The sequence below is a fragment of the Streptomyces sp. 351MFTsu5.1 genome, assembly GCF_000383655.1.
GTDB lineage: Bacteria > Actinomycetota > Actinomycetes > Streptomycetales > Streptomycetaceae > Streptomyces > Streptomyces griseorubiginosus.
In genome coordinates, this window is record NZ_KB911794.1 from 121,500 (window position 1) to 135,673 (window position 14,174).

Annotated in this window: 13 protein-coding genes and 1 riboswitch; of the genes, 6 read left to right on the top strand and 7 right to left on the bottom strand. The window is 69.1% G+C overall.

Annotated elements, in window-relative coordinates; genetic code table 11:
* The first annotated feature begins 4 nt into the window (after positions 1-4).
* Entirely contained in the window at positions 5-340 is a 336-nt protein-coding gene (locus H295_RS0134390) for a hypothetical protein (protein ID WP_158691099.1), read from the top strand.
* A gap of 36 nt (positions 341-376) precedes the next feature.
* On the opposite strand, the gene H295_RS0134395 is transcribed toward H295_RS0134390, so the two are convergent.
* The 7 genes from H295_RS0134395 to gcvT all read right to left on the bottom strand — a co-directional run bounded on the left by H295_RS0134395 (position 377) and on the right by gcvT (position 8,040).
* Entirely contained in the window at positions 377-1,882 is a 1,506-nt protein-coding gene (locus tag H295_RS0134395; protein ID WP_020139902.1) for an FAD-dependent monooxygenase, read from the bottom strand.
* Positions 1,883-2,119: 237 nt separating this feature from the next.
* Positions 2,120-2,713 (bottom strand): Pr6Pr family membrane protein, encoded by a 594-nt coding sequence (locus H295_RS0134400; RefSeq protein WP_020139903.1) that lies wholly within the window; start codon positions 2,711-2,713, stop codon positions 2,120-2,122.
* Between the two features lie 59 nt (positions 2,714-2,772).
* On the bottom strand, positions 2,773-3,375 hold the full coding sequence (locus H295_RS44060; RefSeq protein ID WP_199788652.1) for a hypothetical protein: 603 nt from the start codon (positions 3,373-3,375) through the stop codon (positions 2,773-2,775).
* A 357-nt stretch (positions 3,376-3,732) separates the two neighbouring features.
* Positions 3,733-5,100 (bottom strand): L-serine ammonia-lyase, encoded by a 1,368-nt coding sequence (locus tag H295_RS0134410; RefSeq protein ID WP_020139905.1) that lies wholly within the window; start codon positions 5,098-5,100, stop codon positions 3,733-3,735.
* A gap of 56 nt (positions 5,101-5,156) precedes the next feature.
* Positions 5,157-6,431, bottom strand: a complete 1,275-nt coding sequence (glyA, locus tag H295_RS0134415; protein WP_020139906.1) for a serine hydroxymethyltransferase — start codon at positions 6,429-6,431, stop codon at positions 5,157-5,159.
* Positions 6,432-6,445: 14 nt separating this feature from the next.
* On the bottom strand, positions 6,446-6,823 hold the full coding sequence (gene gcvH / locus H295_RS0134420) for a glycine cleavage system protein GcvH (RefSeq protein ID WP_007384830.1): 378 nt from the start codon (positions 6,821-6,823) through the stop codon (positions 6,446-6,448).
* Positions 6,824-6,921: 98 nt separating this feature from the next.
* Entirely contained in the window at positions 6,922-8,040 is a 1,119-nt protein-coding gene (gene gcvT / locus H295_RS0134425) for a glycine cleavage system aminomethyltransferase GcvT (protein WP_020139907.1), read from the bottom strand.
* Between the two features lie 146 nt (positions 8,041-8,186).
* Positions 8,187-8,283, bottom strand: a riboswitch (glycine riboswitch).
* Positions 8,284-8,469: 186 nt separating this feature from the next.
* Between gcvT and H295_RS0134430 the strand changes: the two genes are divergently transcribed.
* The 5 genes from H295_RS0134430 to H295_RS0134450 all read left to right on the top strand — a co-directional run bounded on the left by H295_RS0134430 (position 8,470) and on the right by H295_RS0134450 (position 14,139).
* A complete protein-coding gene (locus H295_RS0134430; protein ID WP_020139908.1) occupies positions 8,470-9,138 on the top strand; it encodes an AAA family ATPase in 669 nt (222 codons plus the stop codon).
* A 105-nt stretch (positions 9,139-9,243) separates the two neighbouring features.
* Positions 9,244-10,038, top strand: coding sequence for an enhanced serine sensitivity protein SseB (locus H295_RS0134435; RefSeq protein ID WP_020139909.1), 795 nt, complete (start codon positions 9,244-9,246; stop codon positions 10,036-10,038).
* Between the two features lie 155 nt (positions 10,039-10,193).
* Positions 10,194-10,994 carry an enhanced serine sensitivity protein SseB C-terminal domain-containing protein gene (locus H295_RS0134440; RefSeq protein ID WP_020139910.1) on the top strand — a complete coding sequence of 267 codons (801 nt, stop codon included), beginning with the start codon at positions 10,194-10,196 and terminating at the stop codon, positions 10,992-10,994.
* Positions 10,995-11,329: 335 nt separating this feature from the next.
* A complete protein-coding gene (locus tag H295_RS0134445; protein WP_020139911.1) occupies positions 11,330-12,328 on the top strand; it encodes an ABC transporter permease in 999 nt (332 codons plus the stop codon).
* A gap of 59 nt (positions 12,329-12,387) precedes the next feature.
* Positions 12,388-14,139 carry an ABC transporter substrate-binding protein gene (locus H295_RS0134450; RefSeq protein WP_043218480.1) on the top strand — a complete coding sequence of 584 codons (1,752 nt, stop codon included), beginning with the start codon at positions 12,388-12,390 and terminating at the stop codon, positions 14,137-14,139.
* The last annotated feature ends 35 nt before the right edge of the window (positions 14,140-14,174 follow it).

Below are 14,174 nucleotides of genomic sequence, written 5' to 3' on the forward strand. Positions count from 1 at the left end.
CACGATGAACGCACAGGTTCATGAACGGGCGAGGCCCGTCCTCACCTCTCTGGTGATCGTGACGCTTGCGGCGGTTCCCTGGGTCGTCGCCGTGCTCCCGCTCACCTTCAACGGCATGCAGCGGGTGGAGGAATCCGGCGGCACCGGAACCGGGTCCGTCGGACTGGGCATCACGATGCTGGCGTTTGCGGCACTGCCGCTCGTCGCCTCGGCGCTGGTCCTCACATATGGGCTGACCGCCCGAATGGAGGTCCACAGGATGGTGCAGATCGCGGCAGCGGCCCTCTTCTTCGGAGGCCTGGTGTCGTTCCTGTTCGCCGTTCTGCTCGCCATGGCGTAAGCAGGAGGCGGTAAGCACGGTGGTGGCGGTCTTCCCTCAGCGGAGGCCGCCACCGCTACCCAGAGCGTGTGTCAGCCAGTGGTCCAGCGCGGCTGGCGTTGTGCCCGCCCACCCGAGGTGGGCGTCAGGGCGAACGAGCATGACGGTCCGTCTGCCGCCGGTCTCCGAGACTGCGACCACTGCGGTATCCGCGCCCAGGTGTCTGCGAGCGATGGCCGCAAAGGTCGGCGCAACCGCGGCGGGGGCGACAATCGCCCACCGGTGACCGAGTTCCCCGTGCAGGCGGGTGCGGCTGCCGTCCTCCCGGAGGCAGGTCAGGTCGGGTACGCGATCTCCCGCACGCAGTCCGACACCGATCCCAAGGCGCGACCACCGGTCTCCCAGAGGCCCATTGCGGTAGCTGATCCTGAGCTGCGAGGACTTCTCCCAGAGCAGCCGTTGCGCGGTCGGGAGACGGAGCAACGGAACCAGGGCATGGTCACGGACGGCGCGCACCACCATGTTGTCCGCGACGGCCAGACGCGTAACGCCGCTCGTCGAAGCCACCACCTCGCGGGCCACCGGACGCCGTTCGCTTTCGTAGGTGTCCAGCAGGCGGCTGTGGGCTCTGCCGGAGGCGACCAGAGCGAGCTTCCAGGCCAGGTTCTCGGCATCACCGAGCCCGGTGTTCATGCCCTGTCCACCGAACGGGCTGTGTACGTGAGCGGCGTCTCCCGCCAGCAGAACCCGGCGGGACCGGTACCGGGTGGCCAGGCGGCGCTGAATACGAAAGGTCGACGTCCACAAGTCCGTCCATCGCTCGGGCGGCCGGATCCCGGCGTGCTCCTGAACGGCCAGTCTCAGCGCATGCGACACACGATCGGAACCTATGTCCTCGCCATCTGCGGGAGCCGACGCCACCAGTCGCCAGACGCAGTCCCCGGGCAGAGGAAATACCCCGAGCATTCCCTTCCGGTGCAGCCACGCCGACACCACGTCCCTGGGAAACGGCAGCGACGCACGCACATCCGCGAGGAAAAAACCGTCCACCACGGGCGCTCCGGGAAAGTCGATGCCCGCCGATCCGCGCACGCGGCTGTGTGCCCCGTCGCAGCCCACCAGCCACCTCGCGCGCACCGCTCCGTCGTCGAGCTGAACCGTCACGCTCTCCGCATCCTGATCGGCGTCGATGAACTCCCGGCCCCACTCCACCTCGACACCAACATCGCGGAGCCGCCGCAGCAACTGCGCTTCTACCTCTGCCTGCGAATTGACGAGCACAGGGCGATCCACGAGCGCCGCATGCGCGCCGACCTTCAGACGCATCAGACACTTTCCGTTGACGTGTGTGACGAACTCCGCGACTCGCACCGATCGCTCAGGCAGTCCCTCCAGAGCTCCGAGCCGGTCGAGGACTTCGGAGCCCCGCGGCTGGATCCCTAGAGCACGTGACGCTGTCGAGGGCCGCTCCGCCTTGTCGACAATCCTGACCGATACCCCGGCCAGGGCCAGGCCGCATGCCAGGGCCAGCCCGGTCGGCCCCGCGCCGACCACGACCACCATCGGACCTTCCACCTGGCATCCTCCGCGACTGAGATCTGAAGTGGCCGGAGTGTCGAGCCTAATGCGAGTGAGAGTTTCGTCGTTCACTGCCTCCCATGTGCGCCCCTCGAAGCCCCGGCCCTGGCGGACGGTGCACGACAAAGTCCCTCGCCGGGGCCACTCCGGCAGGTCCGGCACGCCTTGGCCATGCTCGGGACCCACCGAAGGCGGAGGGCAGGCGTGCGGTGGTGGCACCGTTTACCGGATCCCCCTGGTGTGGTGATGCCGACGGACTGCGTGATGAATCGCTGTCAGGGCGACGCCGAGCGCGACGACGATGGCATACAGCACAGCTACAGCCGCCGCGACGGCGGCTGCGCTGAACTGCGGGGGGCGCAGGAAGAGGAAGGGCATCGCCGCGGCGCCGGACCAGGCAAGAGTGCCCACGACGGTCAGGTAGGCAGCGGGCCACCAGGCGAGCAGAGTGGCCTCGCGCCAGGTGGCAGGGAGAGCGTAGGGGGCGAGGAGGAACTCCGCGACCACCAGGATCGGTGCTCCTCCGTGAAGGAGGAGCGTCGCCGAGCGTGCCCACGCGTCGTCATGAGCGCCGAACCAGGTGCCTGACGGACTGCTCGGTGCGATCACCGTCATGTAGATCAGCGAGGAGAGCACCACCCCGACCACGGCGGCACCACGGACCCGGTCGCCCCAGGCGCTGTTGGAGGTCCCGCGCACAAGTTGCCAGGTCAGCAGGGTCGCGGCCAGCATCGCCGAGTCGACCGTGAAGTACAGCAGTGAGGGGGTCGGATCCGTTCGCTGGATGAACTGGCAGATCACGCCAAGCGTGAGCACGGTAGCGCCGCTTCCTCGGAGCCGTGCGAGGGTCCGGCTCGGTCTGGTCGGTGAAGAGGTCACGAGGGCAACGTCCCCGATGTGTGTGCCAGGGCCGTCATGGTGGAGCCGACGGCCGGGAGTGACTGCCAGAAGGCGTGCGGGCCGGGGACGTGCGGGAGACGCGCCTCGATCCCTTGTCCCTCGGCGGACTTCACCAGGTCGCGCACCGCCAGTCGCGGTGACAGAGAGCTCTGCTCTGCACGGACCACGACCAGGCGGCTCGCCCTTGGGGCCGGGCGTCGCGTGGCGGCCCGGAGGTCGTCGGAAAGACAGCTGGCGCGTAGCGCGTTCGCGAGAAGCAGCAGGTCGACGCGGCGCCGGGTGTTCGGCGCCGCATCCGGGCAGGCTTCCAGGGGCGGTACGGCGCCGGCCACCGTAGCCGTCTCTTCCAGGTAGGCCCCGACCAGGCGGTTCTCGCGACGCACGGCTGACAGGAGGCCGGCGGCGCTCCACCTCTGGACCGCGACCGGTTCGACCAGCACGACGGTCTGCATCGGCGGGCCCGTCTCGGCCGTACCGGAGACGGCGGCCATGGCAGTTGCGAAGGAGGCCCCGAGGGAGTAGCCCATCACGCCCGTCGCACCGGAGGACCCGGCGCAGGGCCAGGGCGGACTCGTCACACACGACAGCGCGAGGAGCCCGTGCGCACACAGCCAGCAGATCTGCGTGCGCGGTCTCCGGTGCGTCTGCCCGTCGGTAGACCCCCGGGACAGTTCGTCTATGTCTCCCTTGGCTCTGGAGGCTTGAGGGGATCGATTTATACATTCTGACGGCGGTCGGCGCTCAGGGCGGATCCGAACGGCGATCGAGGAAGTCACGAACCCCCAGGTCAGGCCTCCATCCCGTGAGATTTCCTGGGGACTTTTCGGGGACTTTCAAGCCTGTCCCAGGGACTTCTCGGGGACTTTCCGCCGCGTAAGCAGGGAAGGCCCTGACAGCGCTGAAAGAAGCGAACGCGCTGGTCAGGGCCCATCCCCTCAGCACTCGATGATGTTCACCGCGAGCCCCCCGCGCGCCGTCTCCTTGTACTTCACGCTCATGTCCGCCCCGGTGTCCTTCATCGTCTTGATGACCTTGTCGAGGGACACCTTGTGGGAGCCGTCGCCGCGCAGGGCCATCTTCGCCGCGGTGACCGCCTTCACCGCGGCCATGCCGTTGCGTTCGATGCAGGGGATCTGGACCAGGCCGCCGACCGGGTCGCAGGTCAGGCCCAGGTTGTGCTCCATGCCGATCTCGGCCGCGTTCTCGACCTGTTCCGGGGAACCGCCCAGGACCTCGGCCAGCGCGCCCGCCGCCATCGAGCAGGCCGAGCCGACCTCGCCCTGACAGCCGACCTCCGCGCCGGAGATGGACGCGTTCTCCTTGAAGAGCATGCCGATCGCACCCGCGGCGAGGAGGAAGCGGACCACGCCGTCCTCGTCCGCGCCGGGCACGAAGTTCATGTAGTAGTGCAGGACCGCGGGGATGATGCCGGCCGCGCCGTTGGTCGGGGCGGTCACCACCCGGCCGCCGGCCGCGTTCTCCTCGTTGACCGCCATCGCGTACAGCGTGATCCACTCCATGGAGTGGGCCAACGCGTCACCCTCCGCCCGGAGTTGACGGGCCGTCACGGCCGCGCGCCGGCGCACCCGCAGCCCGCCCGGCAGGATGCCCTCCTGGGACATGCCCCGGGACACACAGGCCTGCATCACGCGCCAGATCTCCAGGAGTCCGGCCCGGATCTCGTCCTCCGTGCGCCAGGCCCGCTCGTTCTCCAGCATCAGGGCGGAGATCGACAGGCCGGTCTCCTTGGTCAGGCGCAGCAGCTCGTCACCCGTGCGGAACGGGTACTTCAGCACCGTGTCGTCGAGCTTGATCCGGTCCTCGCCGACTGCGTCCTCGTCCACGACGAAACCGCCGCCGACCGAGTAGTACGTCTTCGACAGGAGCTCGGCGCCCGAGGTGTCGTACGCCCACACCGTCATGCCGTTGGCGTGGTACGGGAGCGCCTTGCGGCGGTGCAGCACCAGGTCGTCGTCGAAGGAGAAGGGGATCTCGTGCTCGCCGAGCAGCTTCAGCCGCCCCGCGGACCGGATCTCCGCGACCCTGTCGTCCGCGCCCGCCACGTCCACCGTCCGGGGAGACGCCCCCTCCAGGCCGAGCAGCACCGCCTTCGGGGTGCCGTGGCCGTGGCCGGTCGCGCCCAGGGAGCCGTAGAGCTCGCAGCGGACCGAGGCGACGGCCGGCAGCAGGTCCTCGTTGCGCAGACGGCGGGCGAACATGCGGGCCGCGCGCATCGGGCCGACCGTGTGGGAGCTCGACGGGCCTATGCCGATCGAGAACAGGTCGAAGACCGAGATGGCCACGGGAACTCCTTCAAAAAGGGTGGGGGCACACGTCGTCGGGTGCCCCCACCGTGGAACTACTTGCTCAGGCCGTTGAGGCCGGGGTACAGCGGGTGCTTGTCCGCCAGCGCCTTGACGCGGGCCTTCAGCGACTCCACGTCGTACGACGGCTTCAGCGCGGAGGCGATCACGTCCGCGACCTCGGCGAAGTCCTCGGTCGTGAAGCCGCGGGTGGCCAGGGCGGGCGTGCCGATCCTGAGGCCCGACGTGACCATCGGCGGACGCGGGTCGTTCGGGACGGCGTTGCGGTTGACCGTGATGCCGACCTCGTGGAGACGGTCCTCGGCCTGCTTGCCGTCCAGCTCGGACTCGCGCAGGTCGACGAGGATGAGGTGCACGTCGGTGCCGCCGGAGAGCACGTTGACCCCGGCCTCCCGGGCGTCGTCGGCCGTCAGACGCTCGGCGAGGATGCGCGCACCGTCCACCGTACGCCGCTGGCGCTCCTTGAACTCCTCGCCCGCCGCCACCTTGAAGGACACCGCCTTCGCCGCGATCACGTGCTCCAGGGGGCCGCCCTGGAAGCCCGGGAAGACGGAGGAGTTCAGCTTCTTCGCGAACTCCTTCTTGGCGAGGATGATCCCGCCGCGCGGGCCGCCCAGCGTCTTGTGGGTGGTGGAGGTGACCACGTCCGCGTGCTCGACGGGGTTCGGGTGCAGCCCGGCCGCGACCAGACCGGCGAAGTGGGCCATGTCGACCCACAGGTACGCCCCGACCTCGTCGGCGATCCGCCGGAACTCCGCGAAGTCCAGCTGCCGCGGGTAGGCCGACCATCCGGCGATGATCACCTTGGGCCGGTGTTCGCGCGCGAGCTTCTCCAGCTCGGCCATGTCGACCAGGCCGGTGGCGGGGTCCACGTGGTACGCGACCACGTCGAACTGCTTGCCGGAGAAGTTCAGCCGCATCCCGTGGGTCAGGTGACCGCCGTGCGCGAGGTCGAGACCGAGGATGGTGTCGCCGGGCTGGGCCAGCGCGAACAGGGCGGCCTGGTTGGCGGAGGCACCGGAGTGGGGCTGCACGTTGGCGTACTCGGCGCCGAACAGCTCCTTGAGCCGGTCGATCGCGATCTGCTCGGCCACGTCGACGTGCTCGCAGCCGCCGTAGTAGCGGCGGCCCGGGTAGCCCTCGGCGTACTTGTTGGTGAGGACCGAGCCCTGCGCCTCCATGACCGCGAGCGGGGCGAAGTTCTCCGAGGCGATCATCTCGAGCGTGGACTGCTGCCTGACCAGCTCGGCGTCGACCGCGGCGGCGATCTCCGGGTCGAGCTCGTGCAGGGGCGTGTTCAGTGCGGACATCAGGTGCGGACTCCTCAGCCGGCGGAAAAGGCGGTGTACTCGTCGGCGGAGAGCAGGTCGGCCGGCTCCTCCGCGACGCGTACCTTGAACAGCCAGCCGCCCTCGAAGGGGGCGGAGTTCACCAGCGCCGGGTCGCTGACGACGTCCTCGTTGACCTCGGTGACCTCACCGGAGACGGGGGAGTACAGGTCGGAGACCGACTTGGTCGACTCCAGCTCGCCGCAGGTCTCGCCCGCGGTCACCGTGTCACCGACCTCGGGGAGCTGGACGAAGACGACATCGCCGAGCGCGTTGGCCGCGTGCTCCGTGATGCCGACCGTCGAGACGCCGTCCTCGGCGCCCGACAGCCACTCGTGCTCCTTGCTGTAACGCAGCTGCTGGGGGTTGCTCATGGCCTGAATTCTCCTGTACGCGGGGGAGTGCTGACGAAGGGGGGACTGCGGAAGGCGTGCGTGAACCGTGACTCCGTGCTCAGCATCACCTACGGCGGTTACTTCTGGCGCTTGTAGAACGGCAGCGCCACGACCTCGTACGGCTCGTGGCTGCCCCGGATGTCCACGCCGACACCCGCCGTGCCCGGCGCCGCGTGGGCGGCGTCGACGTAAGCCATGGCGATCGGCCTGCCCAGCGTGGGGGAGGGGGCGCCGGAGGTGACCTCGCCGATCACCTGGCCGTCCGCGACGACCGCGTACCCGGCACGCGGGACGCGACGCCCCTCGGCGACGAGCCCGACGAGGACGCGCGGCGGCTTGTGGGCGGCGTTCTCCGCGGCCTCGCGCAGGGCCGCGCGGCCCACGAAGTCGCCGTCCTTCTCGAACTTCACGACCCGTCCGAGGCCGGCGTCGAAGGGGGTGAGGGAGGTCGACAGCTCGTGGCCGTACAGCGGCATGCCCGCCTCCAGACGCAGCGTGTCCCGGCAGGACAGTCCGCACGGGACCAGGCCTACGCCCTCGCCCGCCTTGGTGAGCGCCTGCCACAGCTCCACCGCGTGCTCCGGCTTCACGAACAGCTCGAAGCCGTCCTCCCCGGTGTACCCGGTGCGCGCGATCAGCGCGGGCACCCCGGCGACCGTGCCCGGCAGTCCGGCGTAGTACTTCAGGCCGTCGAGGTCGGCGTCGGTCAGCGAGGCGAGGATCCCGGGGGACTCCGGTCCCTGGACGGCGATCAGGGCGTACGCGTCCCGGTCGTCCCGCACCTCGGCGTCGAAGCCGGCCGCCCGCTCGGTCAGGGCGTCGAGGACGACCTGCGCGTTGGAGGCGTTGGCGACGACCATGTACTCGCTCTCGCCGAGGCGGTAGACGATCAGGTCGTCGAGGATGCCGCCGTCCTCCCGGCAGATCATGGTGTAGCGGGCCCGGCCGACGCCGACCGAGGCGATGTTGCCGACGAGGGCGAAGTTCAGCAGCTCGGCGGCCTGCGGTCCGGTCACGGTGATCTCGCCCATGTGGGAGAGGTCGAACAGTCCGGCCCTGGTGCGCACCGCGTTGTGCTCGTCGCGCTCGGAGCCGTAGCGCAGGGGCATGTCCCAGCCGGCGAAGTCGGTCATCGTGGCACCGAGGGAGCGGTGCAGGGCGTCGAGCGCGGTGTGCCGGGGTGCAGAACTGGTCATCGGACGGTCGTCTCCAGAATCCAAGGCATGACAGGCGAGGTCTTTCCTCCCCATCTGTCATCGGAACCTGAGAGGTTCGCCATGAAGGACATGGCTTGCACCGTGGGTGGGGCCACCGGCGTCGGCGGCCCGCTTTTCAGATGTGCCTCGCCCGCGCGGTAACGGGGCCTGAGAGATTCAAGGGAGGGACTTGCTCCTTCGGCGCCCGGGTACACGTACCCGGAACTCTCCCGCGCGGATTCAAACGGCCGGTATGCAGTTGGCGCCGCCATCATTGCACGCTTCGAGGCCGACGTCAGGGCCGGATCCGACGCCTCCTTCTGTAACCGGTCTGTGGCGGTACGCGTACAGAAACGCGAGAGATCGTCCATTACCTTCTCTTTACGCTCGGTGGGGAGGGGTAGAACCCCCTGAACCCGGAGGAGGACGATGACGGTGAACAGGACCACCGCGTACGCGACGACCTCGGGCATCGCGCTGCCCAAGCAGCCCGCGGCGCCGGCCGTCGAGGCCCGCGGCGCCCACCCCGTCGTCCGTGACCTGCGCGAGCGCGCGGGTCACAGCCCGCACGCCCTGCTCTTCGGTCCCCGGGACCTCGTCGTCGTCACCGGGCTGCCCGGCAGCGGCAAGTCCACCCTCATGAAGCGGGCGGTCCCCGGCACCCGCGTCGACTCCCAGGACACCCGCGACCGCTGGGACCGCCGGCTGTCCCGCTTCCTGCCGTACGCCGTCTACCGCCCCCTGGTCCGGCTCGCGCACTACGCCGGACTGCGCCGCGCACTGCGCTCCGGCGCCGGAGTGGTGGTGCACGACTGCGGGACCCAGACCTGGGTGCGCGGCTGGCTGGCCCGCGAGGCCCGCCGTCGCGGCGGCACCCTGCACCTGCTGCTCCTCGACGTCACGACGGACACCGCGCTCGAGGGCCAGCGCGAGCGCGGCCGGGGTGTCTCCCGGTACGCCTTCCTGCGGCACCGGGGCGCGGCGGCCCGTCTGATCCGCTCCGTGGAACGCGGCGACCTGCCCCCGGGCTGCGGCTCGGCGATCCTCCTCGACCGCGACGCGGCGGACGTACTGCGCCGGATCGGTTTCACGGGCTGAGCCGGCGCACTCCGCGGTGGATCGGCTGCACGGCCGAGCCACACAGCCGGTGCACCCGCTAGCCTTTCAGCCACATCAGCGGTTCACAGCAGGCGGTCAGAACAGATGGACTTCCCGGCGGATCTTCCCGCGGACTTCCCGGCACAGTCGGCACACCCCCACCCGCACGGCGGGTGGCCCGGCAACGAGCTGGAGGAGGTGCTCTCGGCCTCCCTCGGCATTCCCTCGGCCGGCGGACGGATCATCGAGGTCCTCGGCCGCAGCTTCGTCTGGGTCCCGCTGCCCAACGGCGGCGGCCCGCACAGCGGTCCCCTCGACCTGCCCACCCTGGAGATCGACGGCCAGGCGTACGTCCCGGTCTTCAGCTCCGAGGAGCAGTTCCGCCAGGTCGTCGGTTCGCACCTGTCGTACACGATCGCCCCGGCGGTGGAGTTCGCCCGCGGCCTGCCCCCGCACGTGGGCATCGCCGTGAACCCCGACGGCGTGGTCGGTGTCCCGCTGCCGCCCGCCGCGGTCGCCGACCTCTGCCGCGTGGGCCGCACCCCGCTGGACGGCCCCAACACCGGCGGCCGCGTCAAGCTCTACGAGCCCGACTGGCAGGACGACCCGGTCGACTTCCTGGCCGCCGCCTCGGCCGAGTTCGCGGCGACCGGCGTGGTCCTCACCGCCCGCCGCTGCCTGGCCGCCATCGAGACGGCCGACCCGGTGATGTTCGTCGGCGTCGAACTCTCCCAGTGGGAGGGCGACTTGCGCACCCTCCCGATGGACGCCCTGGGCCGCGCTCTCGGCACGACCCCGGTGAAGTGGCCGGTCAACCTGGTCCTGTTGGACGTCGCGGACGACCCGGTCGGCCACTGGATGCGAGCCCAGGTCCGGCCCTTTTACACCCAGGGGACGTAATGCAGGGGCGCGGGGCTGTATCGATATGCGGCTCCGCCGCGTGGGCGCGATCGACCCCCACGACCCGCAGTCGCGATCCGACGCCAGGAACCGAGCTCCTGGGCGCTTAAGCTGTGTCCATATCCGGGGCAACAATCAGGGAAGGGGCGGTCCAGGTGAGCGCCAGCGGCACGGGCACCGCGACCGGCACGGTCGAGCACATGCTGCGCCAGGTGACCCCCGGGCGCTACGACGCCTACGAGGCACTGCTGCGCGCCCTCGCGACCCCCACCGTCGGTCAGGTCTGGATGCTGCTGTGGCACGGCCAGTCCGGCTCCCCGGACGCCCAGTACGGAAACATGGAGGTCGACGGCCACGGCTACGCCCCCTGCGTGACCTCGGCCCAGGAACTCTCCGCGAGCGGCTGGAACCGTTCCTACGAGGTCGTCGACGGCGTCGACGTGGCCCGCACCCTCTACCCCGACCACTACGGCCTCTGGCTCAACCCGCACGCCCCGGGCGGTGGCGTCGGCATCCCCTGGCTCGACCTGCGCCGCATCGCCACCGGCCTGGAGCGCCAGCCCGCCGGTCCGCTCCGGCTCTCGGAACCCGGCATCGAGGTCCCGCAGTTCTACGCCCTGCTCGTGCAGAACGCCCACCGCACCCCGGCGGTCCGCTCGCTGCGCCGCGCCTGGGTGCAGCCCGCGCTCGGGGCGCCGTATCTCGCCATCGGCCTGGATGTGTACGACACCAGCCCGTCGGCCGTGGACTCGGTGCGCGCGATGATGCAGCAGTCCATCGGCGTGGTCCCGGAGGGGCTGCCGGTGTCGACCGTGGCGATGTCCGACGAGTACGACCCGGTGGCGCTGTGGATGCGCGCGGGGGCCCGGCCCTTCTACGACCGTGAGGCCCACGGTGCGCCCGCGCAGGCCCCGGCGGCCGGGTACGGCTATCCCCCGGCCCGCGGTGCTTACTGAGAGCTACGGCAACCCGTTCGGCTCGTTTACGTAACAGCCACATTTCTTCGCGCGTAGATGGCGGCGAATCGTCGCCGATGTCACCTATTGTGCCGTTCTGTCCCAACTGGCATGCGTCCGGGAGGCGTTACCCGCTGTTCGGATAACGGAATCCCTCGTACTGCATCACGGTTACGCATACTTTCTTCGCCAGACCTGGCGGGTGATCGCAGCGAAGCTGAAGACTCCCCAGGCAGACGCAGGAACAGACGTTCCTGTGAGCTGAGCAAGTCGACAAAGCCGTAATCCACGGCGGGTGTAGGCCGGTCACCACCGGCGAGAGGGGTCGGGTCACTGTGACCGCACCGATCGAGACCACCGGGGCGCAGGCCGAGGCGCAGCCTGAGGCTGTCCTCGCCGGCGCCGGCAAGGGGCAGATCGAGGGCCGTTCCCTGGGGCAGATCGCCTGGTCCCGTTTCAAGAGGGACAAGGTGGCGGTCGCCGGTGGCGTGATCGTCATCCTGCTGATCCTGATCGCGGTGCTGGCCCGTCCGATCCAGGCCCTCTTCGACCTGGACCCGAACGCCCTGCACCAGGACCTCATCGACCCCAACACCTCGCTGCCCAAGGGCGCCTGGGGCGGCATGAGCTGGGACCACCCGCTCGGCGTGGAGCCGAAGTTCGGCCGCGACATCGCCACCCGCATCCTCGAGGGCTCCTGGGTCTCGCTGGTCGTGGCCTTCGGCGCCACCATCCTGTCGAACACCATCGGCGCGGTCCTCGGCGTGGTCGCCGGGTACTACGGCGGCCGGGTCGACACGATCATCAGCCGGCTGATGGACACCTTCCTGGCGTTCCCGCTGCTGCTGTTCGCCATCGCCATCTCGGCCACCCTGCAGGGCGGTGCCTTCGGGCTTGAGGGTCTGCCGCTGCACATCAGCGTGCTGATCTTCATCATCGGCTTCTTCAACTGGCCCTACCTGGGCCGTATCGTGCGCGGCCAGACCCTGGCCCTGCGCGAGCGGGAGTTCGTCGACGCGTCCCGGGGGATGGGGGCCAAGGGGCCCTACATCCTCTTCCGGGAACTGCTGCCGAACCTCGTCGGCCCGATCATCGTCTACTCGACGCTGCTCATCCCGACCAACATCCTCTTCGAGGCGTCCCTCAGTTTCCTCGGCGTCGGCATCCAGCCTCCGCAGGCGTCCTGGGGCGGCATGATCAACCAGGCGGTCGACTACTACCAGGTCGACCCCCAGTTCATGATCGTGCCTGGTCTGGCCATCTTCGTGACCGTCCTCGCGTTCAACCTGCTCGGCGACGGTCTCCGCGACGCTCTCGACCCGCGCAGCCGCTGACCAACGGCGGCGGTGAGAGTCCACAAGATTTCCGACAATTGAAGGGGAAGCAGACCATCATGCGAAGGTCAGCGCTGGCCGCAGTGGCGGCCATCGGCAGTGCGAGCCTGTTGCTCTCGGCTTGCAGCAAGGCCGATGACAACGACGGTGGAGACGGAAGCAAGTCGGCAGGGGCCAACGCAGCGACCAAGGGTGTCGTCAACGCCTCCACCCAGAAGGGTGGGACGGTCACGTACGAGTACTCCGACGTCCCGGACTCCTTCGACCCCGGCAACACGTACTACGCCTACATGTACAACCTCAGCCGGCTCTACGCCCGCCCGCTGATGACCTTCCAGCCCGGTCCGGGCGAGGAGGGCAACAAGCTGGTCCCGGACCTCGCCGCGAGCGCCGGTCAGCCCAGCGACGGCGGCAAGACCTGGACGTACAAGATCCGTTCGGGTCTGAAGTTCCAGGACGGCACCCCGATCACCTCGAAGGACGTCAAGTACGCCGTCGAGCGCTCCAACTTCGCGCGTGACGTGCTCTCCCTCGGTCCGAACTACTTCCAGCAGTTCCTGGTCGGCGGCAAGGCGTACAAGGGCCCCTACAAGGACAAGAGCGCCGAGGGCCTGAAGTCCATCGAGACGCCGGACGACACCACGATCGTCTTCAAGCTCGACCGTCCCTTCCAGGAGTTCGACTACCTGGTCGCGACCCCGCAGACGGCCCCGGTGCCGCAGGCCAAGGACACCGGCGTCGACTACGTCAAGAACATCGTGTCCTCGGGCTCGTACAAGTTCCAGAGCTACAAGGAGGGCCAGGAGGCCGTCCTCGTCCGCAACGAGAACTGGGACCCGAAGACCGACCCGCTGCGCAAGCAGTACCCGGAAAAGATCGTCGTCAAGCTGAAGGTCAACGCCGAGACGATCGACCAGGACGTCCAGGCCGGCGACGCCATCGACCTCGGTGGTACCGGTGTCCAGGCCGCGACCCAGGCGAAGGTCGTCAACGACTCCAAGCTGAAGGCCAACACGGACAACACCTACGGTGGCCGTCTGGTCTACATGGCGATCAACACCCAGGTCGCGCCGTTCGACAAGGTCGAGTGCCGCAAGGCCGTCGAGTACGCCATCGACAAGGTCTCCGTGCAGACCGCCGAGGGCGGCCCGATCCGCGGTGACATCGCCACCACCGTCCTGCCGCCGGACGTCATCGGCTACCAGAAGGCCGACGTCTACGCGACCGACGGCAACAAGGGCGACGTGGCCAAGGCCAAGGAGCAGCTGAAGGCCTGCGGCAAGTCGACCATCAGCACCAACCTCTCGGCGCGCAGCGACCGTCCGCAGGAGATCGACGCGGCCACCGCGATCATCGCCTCGCTGAAGAAGGTCGGCATCAACGCCAGCCTGAAGCAGTACCCGTCGGGCAAGTACTTCACCGACTACGCCGGTGTGCCGACCTTCGACAAGAAGCAGAACATCGGCCTGCACATGATGCAGTGGGGTGCCGACTGGAACTCCGGTTACGGCTTCCTCCAGCAGATCCTCAACGGCGGCGCCATCGGCACCTCCGGCAACACCAACCTCTCGTATCTGAACGACAAGCAGATCAACGAGATGCTGGAGAAGGCCATCGCCACCGAGGACGACACCACGCGCAACGGCCTGTACGCCCAGATCGACAAGCGTGCGATGGACCTGGCGGCGCTGGTCCCGCTGACCTACTTCAAGGTCCTGCTGTACCGTCCGGCCGGCTTCACCAACCTGGTGTCCACGGCGGCCTTCAGCGGTCAGTACGACTACCTCAACATCGGCACGACCAAGAAGTAGCCCCGGAAGGCAGGTGAAGGCATTGGTGCCCGTGG

Bases quoted from the DNA above. Each gene is read 5' to 3' on its own strand.
- H295_RS0134390 (WP_158691099.1), top strand. From the start codon at position 5: ATGAACGCACAGGTTCATGAACGGGCGAGGCCCGTCCTCACCTCTCTG.
- H295_RS0134395 (WP_020139902.1), bottom strand. From the start codon at position 1,882: ATGGTGGTCGTGGTCGGCGCGGGGCCGACCGGGCTGGCCCTGGCATGC.
- glyA (WP_020139906.1), bottom strand. From the start codon at position 6,431: ATGTCCGCACTGAACACGCCCCTGCACGAGCTCGACCCGGAGATCGCC.
- gcvH (WP_007384830.1), bottom strand. From the start codon at position 6,823: ATGAGCAACCCCCAGCAGCTGCGTTACAGCAAGGAGCACGAGTGGCTG.
- gcvT (WP_020139907.1), bottom strand. From the start codon at position 8,040: ATGACCAGTTCTGCACCCCGGCACACCGCGCTCGACGCCCTGCACCGC.
- H295_RS0134430 (WP_020139908.1), top strand. From the start codon at position 8,470: ATGACGGTGAACAGGACCACCGCGTACGCGACGACCTCGGGCATCGCG.
- H295_RS0134435 (WP_020139909.1), top strand. From the start codon at position 9,244: ATGGACTTCCCGGCGGATCTTCCCGCGGACTTCCCGGCACAGTCGGCA.
- H295_RS0134450 (WP_043218480.1), top strand. From the start codon at position 12,388: ATGCGAAGGTCAGCGCTGGCCGCAGTGGCGGCCATCGGCAGTGCGAGC.